Source organism: Variovorax sp. RKNM96, assembly GCF_017161115.1.
In the GTDB taxonomy this organism is placed as follows: Bacteria; Pseudomonadota; Gammaproteobacteria; order Burkholderiales; family Burkholderiaceae_C; genus Variovorax.
This window is the reverse complement of the sequence record NZ_CP046508.1, coordinates 3393949-3407431: the sequence shown is the minus strand read 5'-3', so window position 1 is coordinate 3407431 and position 13483 is coordinate 3393949. Positions and strand designations below refer to the sequence as shown.

The following is a 13483-nucleotide window of genomic DNA, read 5'->3' as shown; positions in this document are numbered from 1 at the left end:
ATGGTCAGCGCGGCTGTGCCCGCTGGATGATCGAATCGAAATCCGTGCCCGCGCCCAGCGTGCCGAAGGCATTGCCCCAGTCGCCGCCCAGTCGCGATGCGCAGAACGCGCCGACCACCGCGGGCGGTGCGGTCTGTGCCAGCAGCGAAGCCTGCACGGCGAGCGCCACGTCCTGTGCCAGACGACGCGCCTCCACCTCGGAGGCCATCGCCTCGATGCGCGCGGGCAGCGCGTCGGCCAGGCGGTCGAGCGCGGCGTGCTGGCCGCGGGCTGGCGCCAGCTCCTTCGTCAGCGCCGCAACCGCATCGCCCTTGCGCAGGCCCCGCAGCAGGTCGAGCGCCATGATGTTGCCCGCGCCTTCCCAGATCGAGTTGAGCGGCATCTCGCGGTACACGCGCGCCATGATGCCTTCGCCGCCCTCTTCCACATAGCCGTTGCCGCCCAGGCACTCCATCGCCTCCTGTGCGAAGTGGCTGCCGCGCTTGCAGATCCAGAACTTGGCGACCGGCGTAAGCAGGCGGGCCATCAGGCGTTCGTGTTCGTCGTCCGGATGGTCGAAGGCGCGGGCCAGGCGAATGGCCAGTGCGGTCGAGGCCTCGCTTTCGAGCGCGAGGTCGGCCAGCACGTTCTTCATGAGCGGCTGTTCGATCAGCGGCTTGCCGAAGGCGTTGCGCTGGCTGGCGTGATTGATGGCGATGCTCAACGCCTGCCGCATCAGGCCACTGGTGCCGAGCGCGCAGTCGAGCCGGGTCATCGTGCCCATCTCGAGGATCTGCGGAATGCCGCGCCCCTCCTCACCCACCAGCCAGGCGCTGGCGCCATGGAACTCGACCTCGGAACTGGCGTTGGCCTTGTTGCCGAGCTTGTCCTTCAGGCGTTGGATGTGGATGGCGTTGCGCGTACCGTCGGGCAGCACGCGCGGCAGGAAGAAGCAGCTCAAGCCCGCCTCGGCCTGCGCGAGCACCAGAAAGGCATCGCACATCGGCGCCGAGAAGAACCACTTGTGGCCGGTGATCGCATAGCGCTCGCCCCAGGCATCGCTGCCGTCGCGGACAGCCTTGGTGGTGTTGGCTCGCACGTCGGAGCCGCCCTGCTTCTCGGTCATGCCCATGCCCATGGTCACGCCGGGCTTGTCCTTGAAGGATTTGAGCGCCGGGTCGTACCAGAGGCTCGTGAGCTTCGGGCCCCAGTCGGCGTAAACGGCCGCATTGCTGCGCAGCGCGGGCGTGACCGCGTAGCTCATCGAAATCGGACACAGCATCGACGGCTCCAGCTCGGTGAAGAGCATGAAGCCGGCCGCGCGCAGCACATGCGGCGAAGCAGAAGTACCCGCCCACGGTGTGCCATGCAAGCCGGCGCCAACGGCCGCGGACATGAGCACGTGGTAGCTCGGATGGAACTCCACCTCGTCGATGCGCCGCCCGAAGCGGTCGTGCGTGTGCAACTCGGGCGTGTGGACGTTGGCCAGGCGCGCATGCGTCTGCATCTCGGCCGAGCCGATCGTCACGCCCAGCTCCTGCAACGGCGCCACCTGCAACTGCGGCGCATTGAACTTCAACGTATCGCGCAGCGGCCGGTTGGTCTCGAACAGGTTGTAGTCCGCGAGCGGTGCGGGCTGGTTGAACACCTCGTGCGTCGAATTCATTCGAATACCTCCATGCTTCGCATTGCGGTGCACGCTTGCTTGGGGCGGCCCGGCGCGGCGCGCATGACCGGCCTCCTTGCCGTGCGTTCAGTTCATTCGAAGCAGGTCAGATCAGCTTGACCAGCTGCTTGCCGAAATTCTTGCCCTTGAGCAAACCCAGGAAGGCTTCAGGGGCGGACTCGATGCCCTGCGCGACCGATTCGCGCGGCTTGAGCTTGCCCGTGCCCACCAGCGTACCCAGTTCGGTCAGCGCCTCTGGCCACACTTCCATGTGCTCGCTGACGATGAAGCCTTCGATCTTCAGCCGGTTGATGAGGATCAACGCCGGGTTCGCCAGCGGCAGCGGCGCGCCGTCGTAGCCCGCGATCATTCCGCACAGCGCCACGCGGGCGAAGGCGTTACAGCGCAGAAGCACCGCATCGAAGATGTAGCCGCCGACGTTCTCGAAGTAGCCGTCGATGCCGTCCGGGCAGGCTTCCTTGAGCGCGGCGCTCATGGACTTCACGTCGGGGTGCTGGCGGTAGTCGATGCAGGCGTCGAAGCCGAGTTCGTCGGTCACGTACTTGCACTTGTCCAGGCCACCCGCGATGCCCACCACGCGAAGGCCCCGTGCCTTGGCCAGCGCACCGAAGGCGCTGCCGACCGCGCCGCTCGCGGCCGTGATGACCACGGTTTCGCCGGCCTTGGGCGCAATGATCTTCACGAGGCCATACCAGGCCGTGACACCCGGCATGCCGACGGCACCGAGGTAGTGCGACAAGGGCACGTGCGTGGTGTCGACCTTCTTCAGCGAACCGGGCTGCGAGGCATCGACCACGCTGTATTCCTGCCAGCCGCCGAAGCCGACCACCTTATCGCCAACGGCGTACTTCGGGTGCTTGCTCTCGATCACTTCGCCCACCGTGCCGCCCTGGAACACCTGGCCCACGGGCTGGTTGGCGGTGTAGCTCTTCGAATCGTTCATGCGGCCGCGCATGTACGGATCGAGGCTCATGTAGTGGTGGCGCACCAGCACCTGGTTGTCGGCGAGCGCGGGGGTCTCGACAGTCACCAACTTGAAGTTGCTGGCAACGGCTTCGCCATCGGGGCGGTTGTCGAGGTGGATCTGCTTGTTCGTGGGCATGTGTGTCTCCTGGAAATTCGTTCAGTCGGTCGAAGGCGGCCGCATCTCGTTCGCGCTGGCGGGGCCTGTAGGCAGGCGGCGCTTCACGTACTTGAAGGTGCCGGTGGCATGAGCGCACACGCGCTCCTGCTCGTCGTAGATCTTGGCTTCTGTGAAAGCCAGCGTCGCGGTGCGATGAATGAGCGTGCCGCGCGCGTGCAGCGGGCCGACCGAAGGCTGCATGAAGCTGGTCTTCATCTCGATGGTGACCACGCCGGTCTCGGGCGCCACGCTGCGCGCGGCCGCCGCCATGGTGATGTCGAGCAGCGTCATGCAGGCCCCACCGTGCGTCACGTCGAAAGTGTTCAGATGCTCGGGCTTGGCGGTATAGATGATCTCGGACTCGCCGCCCTCGAACTTCGTGAGTTCGAAGCCCAGGTGGCGCGCAAACGGAATCTGGCTCGTATACGAGCGGATGTTGATGTCGGAAGAAGGAGAAGAAGCGTCTGTGGTCATTGGATCTTTTCGTGAGACACCGCGAAACCGGCTTTGCCGGGCCGCTGGTGTCGCCCCCGGCGAGGGGGAAGGCGCGCGCGACACGAAGTGCGCGCAGCCTGGGGGAGAACTTTACGCTGCGCCGAGGACCACGCTCACGCCGCCGTCCACCGCCAGCCACTGGCCGGTGATGTGCTTGCCGGCATCGCTCGCGTACAGCAGCGTCAGGCCCTTCAGATCTTCGTCGTCGCCCAGGCGCCCGAGCGGTGCCTGCGCGGCCATCTTCTCCTCGCCCAGCGACTTGATCAGGCCCGCCGCCATCTTCGTCATGAAGAAGCCTGGGCAGATCGCGTTCACCGTGATGCCGTACTTGCCCCATTCGGCCGCCAGCGTGCGGGTGAAGCCGATCACCGCAGTCTTGGAGGTGTTGTAGGCCAGCGTCTGCATCTCGGGCGGGTTGCCGTTCAGGCCCGCGATCGAGGCGATGTTGATGATGCGGCCCGCCTTCTTCGGGATCATGTAGCCGTTGGCGATCTGCTGCGACAGGATGAAATAGCCGCGCACGTTGAGGTTCATCACCTTGTCCCACGCCTCGACCGGATGGCTCTCGGCGGGCGACCCCCAGCTCGCGCCGGCGTTGTTGATCAGGATGTCGACCGCGCCCATGCGCTGCAGCGTCTCGTCGGCCAGGCGACGGGTGTCTTCTTCCTTCGAGCAGTCGGCGGCGATCCAGCGTGCGTCGATGCCGGCAGCCTGCAGCTCGGCAGCCGCCTGCTCCAGATCGTCGGCCTTGCGCGAGCTCAGCATGATCTTTGCGCCCGCTTCGCCGAGCGCATGGGCCATCTGCAGGCCCAGGCCGCGCGAGCCGCCGGTGATGAGGGCCGTCTTGCCTTTCAGGTCGAAGAGCTGTTGGGTGGTGCGTGGCGTCATGTCTGTGTCTCCGGAGTCGAGGTGAAGAAAGAAGAAGATTCGTGGCCCGAAGCCGCTGCGGCAAAACTGCGAAGCGACAACCCTATGAAGCGGCGTCCGCGATCTTGACGGCCGCGACCTTGCCCGATGCCACCGCTTTTTTCAGCTGGCGCCAGTCGGCCAGATTGACGTCGGCATAGGCCTCGGCGAAATCGGCGAGCGCGGTGTTGAAGGTCTTGGAACGCCCGAGGTAGCCGTCGATGGCCCAGGCGTCGCCACCCTTGGCATGCGCGCGCGCCAGGCTGTAGCCGCAAGCCTCGGCAAACTCCAGCAAGTCGATGGGCTTGAAGTCTTCGAGCTTGTACGAAGCCTTCATGTCGCGCAGTTGCCGCACATAGAAGCCGCGTCCGCCCTGCGCTTCGGCCCAGCCCAGGAAAACGTCGCTGGCGGCCTGCGCCAGCTTCTGCCCCTGCACCACGCGCTGGCCGGGAGAGCCCTGCTCCGCCGGCGGGCCCAGGTGGGTTTCGAGCACCGAGTCGCAGGCTTCCTTGCATTGCAGGAACAGCGGATGGACGCCATCGGCCACCAGCAGCAACAGGAAGCAGCGCCGCCCCACCGAGCCGACGCCGGGCGTGAGCACCGTGACGTCGTGCAATTCGTAGCGGTCGAACAGCCGCTGGCGCTCCGGCGGCAGGCTCGCGCGGTATTGCGCGAGAAAGGCCGGCAAGCCGGTGCGAAAGCGCCGAATTTCGCGCGCCGTCGCCTTGGCGTCGTGGTACACGAACGGCGGCTGCTCGCGCATCATCAGGCGGCCGTCGACGATCTCGGTGGCACCTGCGGCGAACACGCGCGAGGTGCTGCGGCGGGCCTTCTTGATGACCGCGAGTTCGGTCGCGTCCTGCGCGCCGAGCTTGAGCAGCGTCTGCGAAGTCAGGCGCGCGTACCAGGCATCCAGCGTGTCCATCTGCGCGAAGCGGCGCATGCGATCGCGATACGCCTCAGCCAGTTGCCGGACCGCGTCGCGCCCGACGCGCGGCTTGAACTTGCGATCGCGCGCGGCCACGACGAACGAAGTGGCCAGCCGGCGCACATCCCAGTCGAACGGGCCTTGCAGGGTTTCGTCGAAGTCGTTGATGTCGAAGACCAGCGAACGCTCGGGGCTGGCGAAGAAGCCGAAGTTCGCGAGGTGCGCATCGCCGCACAGCTGCGTGGCGATGCCGCTGTGCGGCAGCTTCGCCAGGTCGTTCGCCATCAGGCTGGCGGCACCGCGGTAGAAGGTGAAGGGGCTGACCAGCATGCGGCCGTGGCGCACGGGCACCAGTTCGGGCACGCGGCCGCGGTTGGAATCTTTCAGCCAACCGAGCGGATTGCGATCCTTGGCGTCGGGCTTGGGTGACTCTGCCCACTGGTCGAGCGCGCAGCGCGTGCGCTGTGCGCGACCGAACGCCCGCCGGTCGGCCGGTGAGGCCTTCGCGTCGGGCGCGCGGGATTCAGACTTCATAGTCCATGCACTGCCGCGCTTCGCGCACGGCACCGATGAAGGGCTTGAGCGCCACGTGCTGCGGATGGTCCGCGTAGGCCGCGAGCGCGGCCGCGTCGGTGAATTCCGAATACAGCGCCAGATCGTAGGTGGCCTCCAGCCCGGGCTGGGCGATGGCCACCTCGAAACGGTGCGTGCCGGGCGAGAGCTTCGCGCAGGCATCGAGCAGCGCCTTGGCCTTCAGCAGGTTGGTCGCCTTGTCGGCGCCCTCGGCGTGCTCCTTGAACTTCCACATCACGATGTGCTTGAGCATGGTCTGGCCTTCTTCCCTGCTCACTTCTTGTCGTTCAGGCGCGAGCGCACGTAGATGAGCACGACGCCCACCAGCGCGACCACGCCGCCGGGCACGGCCATCGACCAGCCGAGCGCGGGGTCGGTGCGGCCCGTGGCGATGCCCAGGATCACCAGGAACAGGCCGCCGTAGATCAGGATCCAGATCCACTTCTCGAGCCGGGCGTGCGGCTTCGGGGGTTTGACGGGGGTGGGAGTGTTGGGGGCGGCGTTGGCCATTGTCAGAAAGCGTCCTCGGGCAAAGCGGTACAGGTCGGGTCACGGCTCTCGACCACATTGAGCCAGGCGCCGATTTTCGGCAGCTCGTAGTGGAAGAAATAGTCCGTGGCGCCGATCTTGCCAGCTGTTACCGCCCTCGCCTTTTCTGCGTCGATTTCCAGGGCCCGCCGCGCCACGTCCAGCCAGAGCCAGGCCAGCACCGTGTGGCCGAAGGCCTGCATGTACGGCACGGCGTTGGCCAGCGCGTCGGCCGGGTCGCCGGTGGACCAGGCCGCTTCGGTCGCACTGCCGATGCGCTGCAGCGCCGCGCCCAGCGCCTTGGCATGCGCCGCGAGCGCGGGCACCTTGGCCGTGCGGCCGATGGTCTCGGTGATGCGGCCGGCCAGCAATTGCAGGCCGCGGCCCTTTTCCATCAACACCTTGCGGCCCAGCAGGTCGGCCGCCTGGATGCCGTGGGTGCCTTCGTGAATCATGTTCAGGCGGTTGTCGCGCCAGTACTGCTCCACTGGAAAGTCGCGCGTGTAGCCGTAGCCGCCGTGCACCTGGATCGCAAGCGAATTGGCTTCCAGGCACCACTCGCTGGGCCAGCTCTTGGCGATGGGCGTGAGCACCTCGAGCAGCAGGCGCGCGTCGTCGGCGGCCTGTGCGTCGCCGGTCTTCTGCGTGTCGACCAGCCGGGCGCAGTACAGCTCCAGCGCCAGCGCGCCCTCGCAGTACGCCTTCTGCGCGAGCAGCATGCGGCGCACGTCGGCGTGTTCGATGATGCGCACCTGCGGGCTCGCGGAATCCTTCGTCACCTGGCTGCCTGCGCCGGCTTCGGGCTTCTTCACGAGGCGGCCCTGCGGCCGGCCCTTCGCGTACTCCAGCGAGGCGTAGTAACCCGCCATGCCGAGCATGGTCGCAGCCGTGCCCACGCCGATGCGGGCCTCGTTCATCATGTGGAACATGCAGTGCAGGCCCTTGCCGGGCGCGCCGACGAGGTAGCCCACCGCGCCCGCCTTGCCATCGACCGGGTACTTGCCCTCGCCGAAGTTCAAGAGCGTGTTGGTCGTGCCGCGCCAGCCCAGCTTGTGGTTCAGGCCCGCCAGCGCCACGTCGTTGCGCGCGCCGGTCAGCTCGCCCTTGGTGTTGACCATGCACTTGGGCACGATGAACAGCGAGATGCCGCGCGTGCCCGGCACCAGCTTGCCGTTTTCATCGGGGATCTTGGCGAGCACGATGTGCACGATGTTCTCGGTCAGCTCGTGGTCGCCGGACGAGATCCACATCTTGTTGCCGGTGAGGCGGTAGCGTGGGCCGAGCGGATCGTTTTGAAAGTCCGCGCCGTCGGGCACCGCGCGCGTGGCCACGTCGCTCAGCGACGAGCCGGCCTGCGGCTCCGACAGGCACATGGTGCCCGCCCAGCGGCCCGCGAACTCGTTCTTGGCGAACACCTCTTTCTGCATCTCGGTGCCGTGCACCATCAGCAGGTTGGCGTTGCCACTGGTGAGCATGTTGGAGCCGATGCTCACCGAGGCCATCGCGAAGAAGCTGTTGGCCGCGGCCGACAGCGTGTAGGGCAGCTGCATGCCGCCGATGTCGTAGTCCTGCGCGGCGCTCATCATTCCCGACTCGACGAAGGCCTTGTGCGCATCGTGTGTGGCCTTCGGCAGGATGACTTTCTCGCCGTCGAAATGCGGCTCCTGCGTGTCGACCGTGCGGTTGAACGGCGCGTATTTTTCGCGCGCGATGCGCTCGCAGGTGTCGAGCACTGCATCGAAGGTCTCGCGCGAATGGTCGGCGAAGCGCTCGCTCTGGTTGAGCGACTCGGCATCGAGCCAGTCGTAGAGCAGGAAATCGAGGGTGGGACGCAAGCTCATGGGGTGTCTCTTCTTGCTACTTCTTCGAGGATTCGGGCAATTTCGCGATGGTGCCCTGCGCGAGTGCGCAGAGCTTTTCGACGCCGCCGGTCACCGCGAAGATCTCGCAGGTGCAGACGGCTTGCGAGCTGCCGGTGTGAACGGCCTTGGCGCGCGCGATCAGGCGATCGCCGACGGCCGGCCGCACGTAGTTGATCTTGAATTCGGAGGTCACCACCGGCACGCGCAATGCGGTGCCGCCGGCAAAGGTCAGCGCGTTGTCGGCCATGTAGCTCACGATGCCGCCGTGGGCGAAACCGTTCTGCTGCTTGAGCTGCGCGGTGAGCGGCAGCTGGAGGTCGACGCTTCCTGGCGACAGTGCATGCATTTCCGCACCGATCAGCACGCTGAAGGGCTGCGAGGCCAAGACGCCCCGCCCCATCGCCAGGAGGGCTTCGGGCGAGACCTGGTTGTCACCGCCCGACATGCTTACAACACCTCGAAGACGCCCGCGGCACCCATGCCGCCGCCGATGCACATCGTGACCAGCACCTTCTTCGCGCCGCGACGCTTGCCTTCGATGAGCGCGTGGCCCGTCAGGCGCTGGCCGCTCACGCCGTAGGGGTGGCCCACGGCGATGGCGCCGCCGTCCACGTTCAGGCGGTCGCCCGGGATGCCGAGCTTGTCGCGGCAGTAGATCACCTGCACCGCGAAGGCTTCGTTCAGCTCCCACAGGTCGATGTCGTTGACCGTGAGGCCCAGGCGCTTGAGCACCTTCGGGATGGCGAAGACCGGGCCGATGCCCATTTCGTCAGGCTCGCAGCCGGCCACGGCAAAGCCGAGGAAACGGCCGAGGGGCTTCAGGCCCTTTTGCTGGGCGTACTTCTCGTCGACCACCACGCAGGCGCCGCCGCCGTCCGAGAACTGGCTGGCATTGCCCGCCGAGATCAGCCCGCCGGGAATGGCCGAGCGAATGCCGCTGATGCCTTCCTTGGTGGTGCCGGCGCGGATGCCTTCATCGTTCTCGATGGTGACTTCCTTGGTACGCAAGCCCAGCACCGGGTCGGCCACGCCGGCCAGCACGGTGATCGGTGCGATTTCGTCCTTGAAGCGGCCGGCTTCGAGTGCTGCGGTGGCCTTTTGCTGGCTCGCTGCGCCGTATTCGTCCATCGCGTCGCGGCCGATGTTGTAGCGCTTGGCGACCTGCTCGGCCGTCTGCAGCATGTTCCAGTAGATCTCGGGCTTGTGCTTCACGAGCCACGGGTCGGCCAGCATGTGCTTGTTGGCTTCGTTCTGCACGCACGAGATGCTCTCGACACCGCCGGCCACGTACACGTCGCCTTCGCCCGCGATGATGCGTTGCGCGGCGGTGGCGATGGTCTGCAGGCCCGAGGAGCAGAAGCGGTTGATCGTCATGCCCGAGGTGGTGACCGGGCAGCCGGCGCGCAGCGCGATCTGGCGTGCGATGTTGGAGCCGGTGGCGCCTTCGGGCGTGGCGCAACCCATGATGACGTCATCGACTTCGGCGGCTTCGATGCCGGCGCGCGAGATGGCGTGCTGAACGGCGTGGCCGCCGAGCGTGGCACCGTGCGTCATGTTGAAGGCACCCTTCCAGCTCTTCGCGAGCGGCGTGCGGGCGGTGGAAACAATGACGGCGCTGGTCATGGTGAGGTCCTTTGAAGATGGAAGGGAAAAGAAGTTGTCGTCATTGCGCCGGAGCAGCGTTGGTGTTGCTCAGGAGCTGGTGATAGAAGCCGATCATCTCGCCGTAGTTGGAGATGGCCAGGCGTTCGTTGTTGCCGTGGAAGCGCGCGAGGTCTTCGCCCTTCACCCGGAACGGCGAGAAGCGGAAGACGGCGTCGCTCACGAGGCTGAAGTGGCGCGAGTCGGTCGCTGCCGTCATCAGGCCCGGGGCCACGACGGCGTCGGGGAAGGTCTGGCGCACGGCCTGCTGGATCGCGCGGTAGCCGGTGCTGTCGGTCGGCGACACGGGCGACGGCTCGGAGTTGCCGGGGTACTGCTTGATCTTGATGTCGTCGTTCGCCAGCGACTTGCGCAGGTGCGCCTCGACGCTCGCGATGGTGTCGCCCGGCAGGATGCGGAAGTTCACGGCCGCCTCGGCGCGGCCGGGCAGCACGTTGTCCTTGTTGCCGGCGCGCACGATGGTGAGCGCGGTGGTGGTGCGCAGCATGGCGTTGCTGCTCGGGCTCTTCTCGAGCTGGCCGCGCACCAGCGGCTCGGTGAGCCACAGGTTGGAGAGCATCACGCGGTTGACGCCGCTCATCTCGGGTGCCAGCGCGCCGAACATCTGGCCCGCCACGCCCTGAATGCCGCCGGGCATCGGGTTGGCTTCGAGCCGCGCGAGGGCCGCGCTCATGCTGCCGATGGCGCTGTGCTGCGGCGGCATCGACGAGTGGCCGGGGGCCGTGTCGAGCGAAAGGAAGAAGGTGCCGTAGCCCTTCTCGGCCAAGCCGATCAGCGCCGCGGGCTTCGAGAGTCCAGGGAGCACGCCGTCGAGCACCAGCAGGCCTTCGTCGAGCACCCAATCGAGGCGCACATTGCGCGACTTGAGCAGCTCGGCAATGGGCAGCGCACCGCGCAGGCCGCTCACCTCCTCGTCGTCGCCCATCACGAGGTAGACGGTCTGCTTCGGCTTGAAGCCGGTGCCGATGAGCAGCTCGATGGCTTCCATCTGCGCGAAAAGATTGCTCTTGTTATCGAGCGTGCCGCGGCCCCAGACGAAGCCGTCCTTGATCTCGCCGGCGAACGGGTCGACCGTCCAGGCCTTTTCGGTGCCAGGGGCGATGGGCACCATGTCCTGGTGCGCCATCAGCGCGATCGGCTTGGCCGACGGATCGGTGCCGGCCCATGTGTAGAGCAGCGCCTTGTTGCCCACCACTTCCTTCTTGAGGGTGGCGTGGACCTTCGGGTACTGCTGTGCGAGATAAGCATGCAGCTTGTCGAACTCGGCCGCGTTGGCGGCCGGGTCGTCGAGGCCCGACACCGTGCGGAACGTGATCGCCGTCGAGAGCCGCTTGGCGGCTGCCTGCAGGTCGATGTCCAGCTTGGGTGCGGGCGCCACCGCCAGTTGCTGAGATGGCGTGGTCCAGGTCTTGACCGCCACGGCGGCCACCAGCAACAGGATTGCCAGCAGCAGCCCGAGGAAGATGCGTTTCAACATGGGCGGTCTTGATCCCGGTTCAGTCTCAGCTGAAGGACTTGCCTTCGGCCACCAGCTTCTGAATCAGCGGCGCGGGCTGCCAGAACTCGGCGTCGTCGCGCGGGTTCTTCGCAAAGCGCTTCATCGACTCGGCCACGTTGTAGAGGCCCACCTGCGATGCGTAGTGCATCGGGCCGCCGCGCCAGATCGGGAAGCCGTAGCCCGTGAGGTACACCATGTCGATGTCGCCGGACTTCGAGGCGATGCCGTCTTCCAGGATGTGCGCGCCTTCGTTGACGAGCGCATACACCAGGCGTTGCACGATCTCTTCGTCGGAGATCTTGCGCGGCGTGATGCCCAGTTCCTTGCGGTGGTCCTCGATCATCTTGTTGACGAGTTCCGAAGGAATCGCATCGCGCTTGCCGGCCTGGTAGTCGTACCACCCTGCCCCGGTCTTCTGGCCGAAGCGGCCCAGTTCGCAGAGCTTGTCGGCCGTGCGGCTGTACTTCATGTCGGCGCGCTCGGTGGCGCGGCGCTTGCGAATGGCCCAGCCGATGTCGTTGCCGGCCAAGTCGCCCATGCGGAACGGGCCCATGGCAAAGCCGAACTTCTCGACGGCCTTGTCCACTTGCTGCGGCGTCGCGCCTTCATCGAGCAGGAAGCCGGCCTGACGCGAGTACTGCTCGATCATGCGGTTGCCGATGAAGCCGTCGCACACGCCCGAGACCACCGAGGTCTTCTTGATCTTCTTGCCGATGGCCATGACCGTGGCGAGCACGTCCTTGGCAGTGGCCTTGCCGCGCACCACTTCGAGCAGCTTCATCACGTTGGCCGGGCTGAAGAAGTGCATGCCGACCACGTCCTGCGGACGCTCGGTGAACGAGGCGATCTTGTCGACGTCGAGCGTGGAGGTGTTGGAGGCCAGGATCGCGCCCTTCTTGGCCACACGGTCGAGCTCCTTGAAGACCTTTTCCTTGACGCCGATTTCCTCGAACACCGCTTCGATGATGAGGTCCGCGTCCTTCAGGTCGTCGTAGCTCAGCGTGGTGCTCAGGAGCGCCATGCGCTGCTCGTACTTGTCCTGCTTGAGCTTGCCCTTCTTGACCTGGGCTTCGTAGTTCTTCTTGATGGTGGCGACGCCGCGGTCGAGCGCCTCCTGCTTCATCTCGAGAATCTTGACGGGGATGCCCGCGTTCAGGAAGTTCATCGAGATGCCGCCGCCCATGGTGCCGGCGCCGATCACACCCACGGCCTTGATCTCGCGCTTGGGCGTGTCTTCGGGCACGTCGGGAATCTTGGAGGCGGCGCGCTCGGCCATGAACAGGTGGCGCAGCGCCAGCGATTCGGGCGTGAACATCAGCGCGGTGAAGAGGCGGCGCTCTTCGGCCATGCCTTCGTCGAACTTCAACTTCGTCGCAGCCTGCACGGCGTCGATGCACTTGAGCGGCGCGGGGTAGTTCTTGGACATGCCGCCCACCATGTTCTTGGTGAACTGGAAGTAGGCATCGCCTTGCGGGTGCTTGCACGGCAGGTTGCGCACCAGCGGCAGCGCTTCACCGGTCTTGCCGGCGACGCTCTTGGCGAAGGCCACGGCTTCGTCGAACACCGACTCGGCCGAAGCAGCGAGCTTGTCGAACAGCTTCTGGCCCGGCAGGCTCGCGAGCAGTTCGCTCTTCACGGGCTCGCCGCTCACGATCATGTTGAGCGCGGTTTCCACACCGATCACGCGCGGCAGGCGCTGCGTGCCGCCGGCACCGGGCAGGAGGCCCAGCTTCACTTCGGGCAGTGCCACGCTGGTGCCGGGAGCGGCCACGCGGTAGTGGCAGCCCAGGGCCAGCTCGAGGCCGCCGCCCATGCACACGGAATGGATGGCTGCGACGATGGGCTTGGGGGAGGCTTCGAGCGTGAGGATCACGCTCAGCAGGTTGGGCTCTTGCAGCGCCTTGGGCGTGCCGAATTCCTTGATGTCTGCACCGCCGGAGAACGCCTTGCCGGCGCCGGTGATGACGATGGCCCTGACGGCGTCATCGGCATTGGCCTCGGCCAGACCATCGGTGATGCCGATGCGGGTCGAGAAACCGAGACCGTTGACCGGAGGGTTGGTCAGTGTGATCACGGCGACATCGCCGAGCACTTTGTATTCAGCCGTCATGCTGCGTTCCTTGGTGTGTGAAGAAAAAGAAGAAAAAGCACGAGTGTTCTTTTTCGGAAGATTCTAGGCTTTTGTCGCGACGCAACAATGGCATGCAGTCGCTGTCGAGACATGGGGATCCGGAGCGTCGTC

At 66.2% G+C, this 13483-nt stretch carries 12 protein-coding genes; all 12 read right to left on the bottom strand.

The genetic code is table 11. From position 1 onward, the window contains the following. Positions 1-4 precede the first annotated feature (4 nt). The 12 genes from GNX71_RS15680 to GNX71_RS15625 all read right to left on the bottom strand — a co-directional run bounded on the left by GNX71_RS15680 (position 5) and on the right by GNX71_RS15625 (position 13351). Positions 5-1645 carry an isovaleryl-CoA dehydrogenase gene (locus GNX71_RS15680; RefSeq protein WP_206179149.1) on the bottom strand — a complete coding sequence of 547 codons (1641 nt, stop codon included), beginning with the start codon at positions 1643-1645 and terminating at the stop codon, positions 5-7. A gap of 106 nt (positions 1646-1751) precedes the next feature. Then, a complete protein-coding gene (locus tag GNX71_RS15675) occupies positions 1752-2768 on the bottom strand; it encodes an NADP-dependent oxidoreductase (protein WP_206179148.1) in 1017 nt (338 codons plus the stop codon). 21 nt (positions 2769-2789) lie between these two features. After that, positions 2790-3263 (bottom strand): PaaI family thioesterase, encoded by a 474-nt coding sequence (locus GNX71_RS15670; RefSeq protein ID WP_206179147.1) that lies wholly within the window; start codon positions 3261-3263, stop codon positions 2790-2792. Between the two features lie 111 nt (positions 3264-3374). Continuing rightward, a complete protein-coding gene (locus GNX71_RS15665; RefSeq protein ID WP_206179146.1) occupies positions 3375-4172 on the bottom strand; it encodes an SDR family oxidoreductase in 798 nt (265 codons plus the stop codon). Between the two features lie 82 nt (positions 4173-4254). Beyond that, the gene (locus tag GNX71_RS15660) at positions 4255-5652 is read right to left on the bottom strand and encodes a DUF2252 domain-containing protein (protein WP_206179145.1); all 1398 of its coding nucleotides are present in this window, start codon (positions 5650-5652) and stop codon (positions 4255-4257) included. Further along, positions 5642-5944: a Dabb family protein gene (locus tag GNX71_RS15655; protein ID WP_206179144.1), complete on the bottom strand. Its 303-nt coding sequence runs from the start codon at positions 5942-5944 to the stop codon at positions 5642-5644. Before GNX71_RS15655 ends, GNX71_RS15660 begins: the two co-directional genes overlap by 11 nt. 20 nt (positions 5945-5964) lie before the next feature. After that, on the bottom strand, positions 5965-6201 hold the full coding sequence (locus GNX71_RS15650) for a hypothetical protein (protein ID WP_206179143.1): 237 nt from the start codon (positions 6199-6201) through the stop codon (positions 5965-5967). 2 nt (positions 6202-6203) lie between these two features. Beyond that, positions 6204-8060, bottom strand: a complete 1857-nt coding sequence (locus tag GNX71_RS15645; RefSeq protein WP_206179142.1) for an acyl-CoA dehydrogenase — start codon at positions 8058-8060, stop codon at positions 6204-6206. Positions 8061-8076: 16 nt separating this feature from the next. Continuing rightward, positions 8077-8526: a PaaI family thioesterase gene (locus tag GNX71_RS15640; protein ID WP_206179141.1), complete on the bottom strand. Its 450-nt coding sequence runs from the start codon at positions 8524-8526 to the stop codon at positions 8077-8079. Between the two features lie 2 nt (positions 8527-8528). After that, on the bottom strand, positions 8529-9704 hold the full coding sequence (locus GNX71_RS15635) for an acetyl-CoA C-acyltransferase (RefSeq protein WP_206179140.1): 1176 nt from the start codon (positions 9702-9704) through the stop codon (positions 8529-8531). Between the two features lie 40 nt (positions 9705-9744). After that, the gene (locus tag GNX71_RS15630; protein WP_206179139.1) at positions 9745-11220 is read right to left on the bottom strand and encodes a M20 family peptidase; all 1476 of its coding nucleotides are present in this window, start codon (positions 11218-11220) and stop codon (positions 9745-9747) included. Between the two features lie 25 nt (positions 11221-11245). Continuing rightward, entirely contained in the window at positions 11246-13351 is a 2106-nt protein-coding gene (locus tag GNX71_RS15625; RefSeq protein WP_206179138.1) for a 3-hydroxyacyl-CoA dehydrogenase NAD-binding domain-containing protein, read from the bottom strand. Positions 13352-13483 lie beyond the last annotated feature (132 nt).

Bases quoted from the DNA above. Each gene is read 5' to 3' on its own strand.
- GNX71_RS15680 (WP_206179149.1), bottom strand. From the start codon at position 1,645: ATGAATTCGACGCACGAGGTGTTCAACCAGCCCGCACCGCTCGCGGAC.
- GNX71_RS15675 (WP_206179148.1), bottom strand. From the start codon at position 2,768: ATGCCCACGAACAAGCAGATCCACCTCGACAACCGCCCCGATGGCGAA.
- GNX71_RS15670 (WP_206179147.1), bottom strand. From the start codon at position 3,263: ATGACCACAGACGCTTCTTCTCCTTCTTCCGACATCAACATCCGCTCG.
- GNX71_RS15665 (WP_206179146.1), bottom strand. From the start codon at position 4,172: ATGACGCCACGCACCACCCAACAGCTCTTCGACCTGAAAGGCAAGACG.
- GNX71_RS15660 (WP_206179145.1), bottom strand. From the start codon at position 5,652: ATGAAGTCTGAATCCCGCGCGCCCGACGCGAAGGCCTCACCGGCCGAC.
- GNX71_RS15655 (WP_206179144.1), bottom strand. From the start codon at position 5,944: ATGCTCAAGCACATCGTGATGTGGAAGTTCAAGGAGCACGCCGAGGGC.
- GNX71_RS15650 (WP_206179143.1), bottom strand. From the start codon at position 6,201: ATGGCCAACGCCGCCCCCAACACTCCCACCCCCGTCAAACCCCCGAAG.
- GNX71_RS15645 (WP_206179142.1), bottom strand. From the start codon at position 8,060: ATGAGCTTGCGTCCCACCCTCGATTTCCTGCTCTACGACTGGCTCGAT.
- GNX71_RS15640 (WP_206179141.1), bottom strand. From the start codon at position 8,526: ATGTCGGGCGGTGACAACCAGGTCTCGCCCGAAGCCCTCCTGGCGATG.
- GNX71_RS15635 (WP_206179140.1), bottom strand. From the start codon at position 9,704: ATGACCAGCGCCGTCATTGTTTCCACCGCCCGCACGCCGCTCGCGAAG.
- GNX71_RS15630 (WP_206179139.1), bottom strand. From the start codon at position 11,220: ATGTTGAAACGCATCTTCCTCGGGCTGCTGCTGGCAATCCTGTTGCTG.
- GNX71_RS15625 (WP_206179138.1), bottom strand. From the start codon at position 13,351: ATGACGGCTGAATACAAAGTGCTCGGCGATGTCGCCGTGATCACACTG.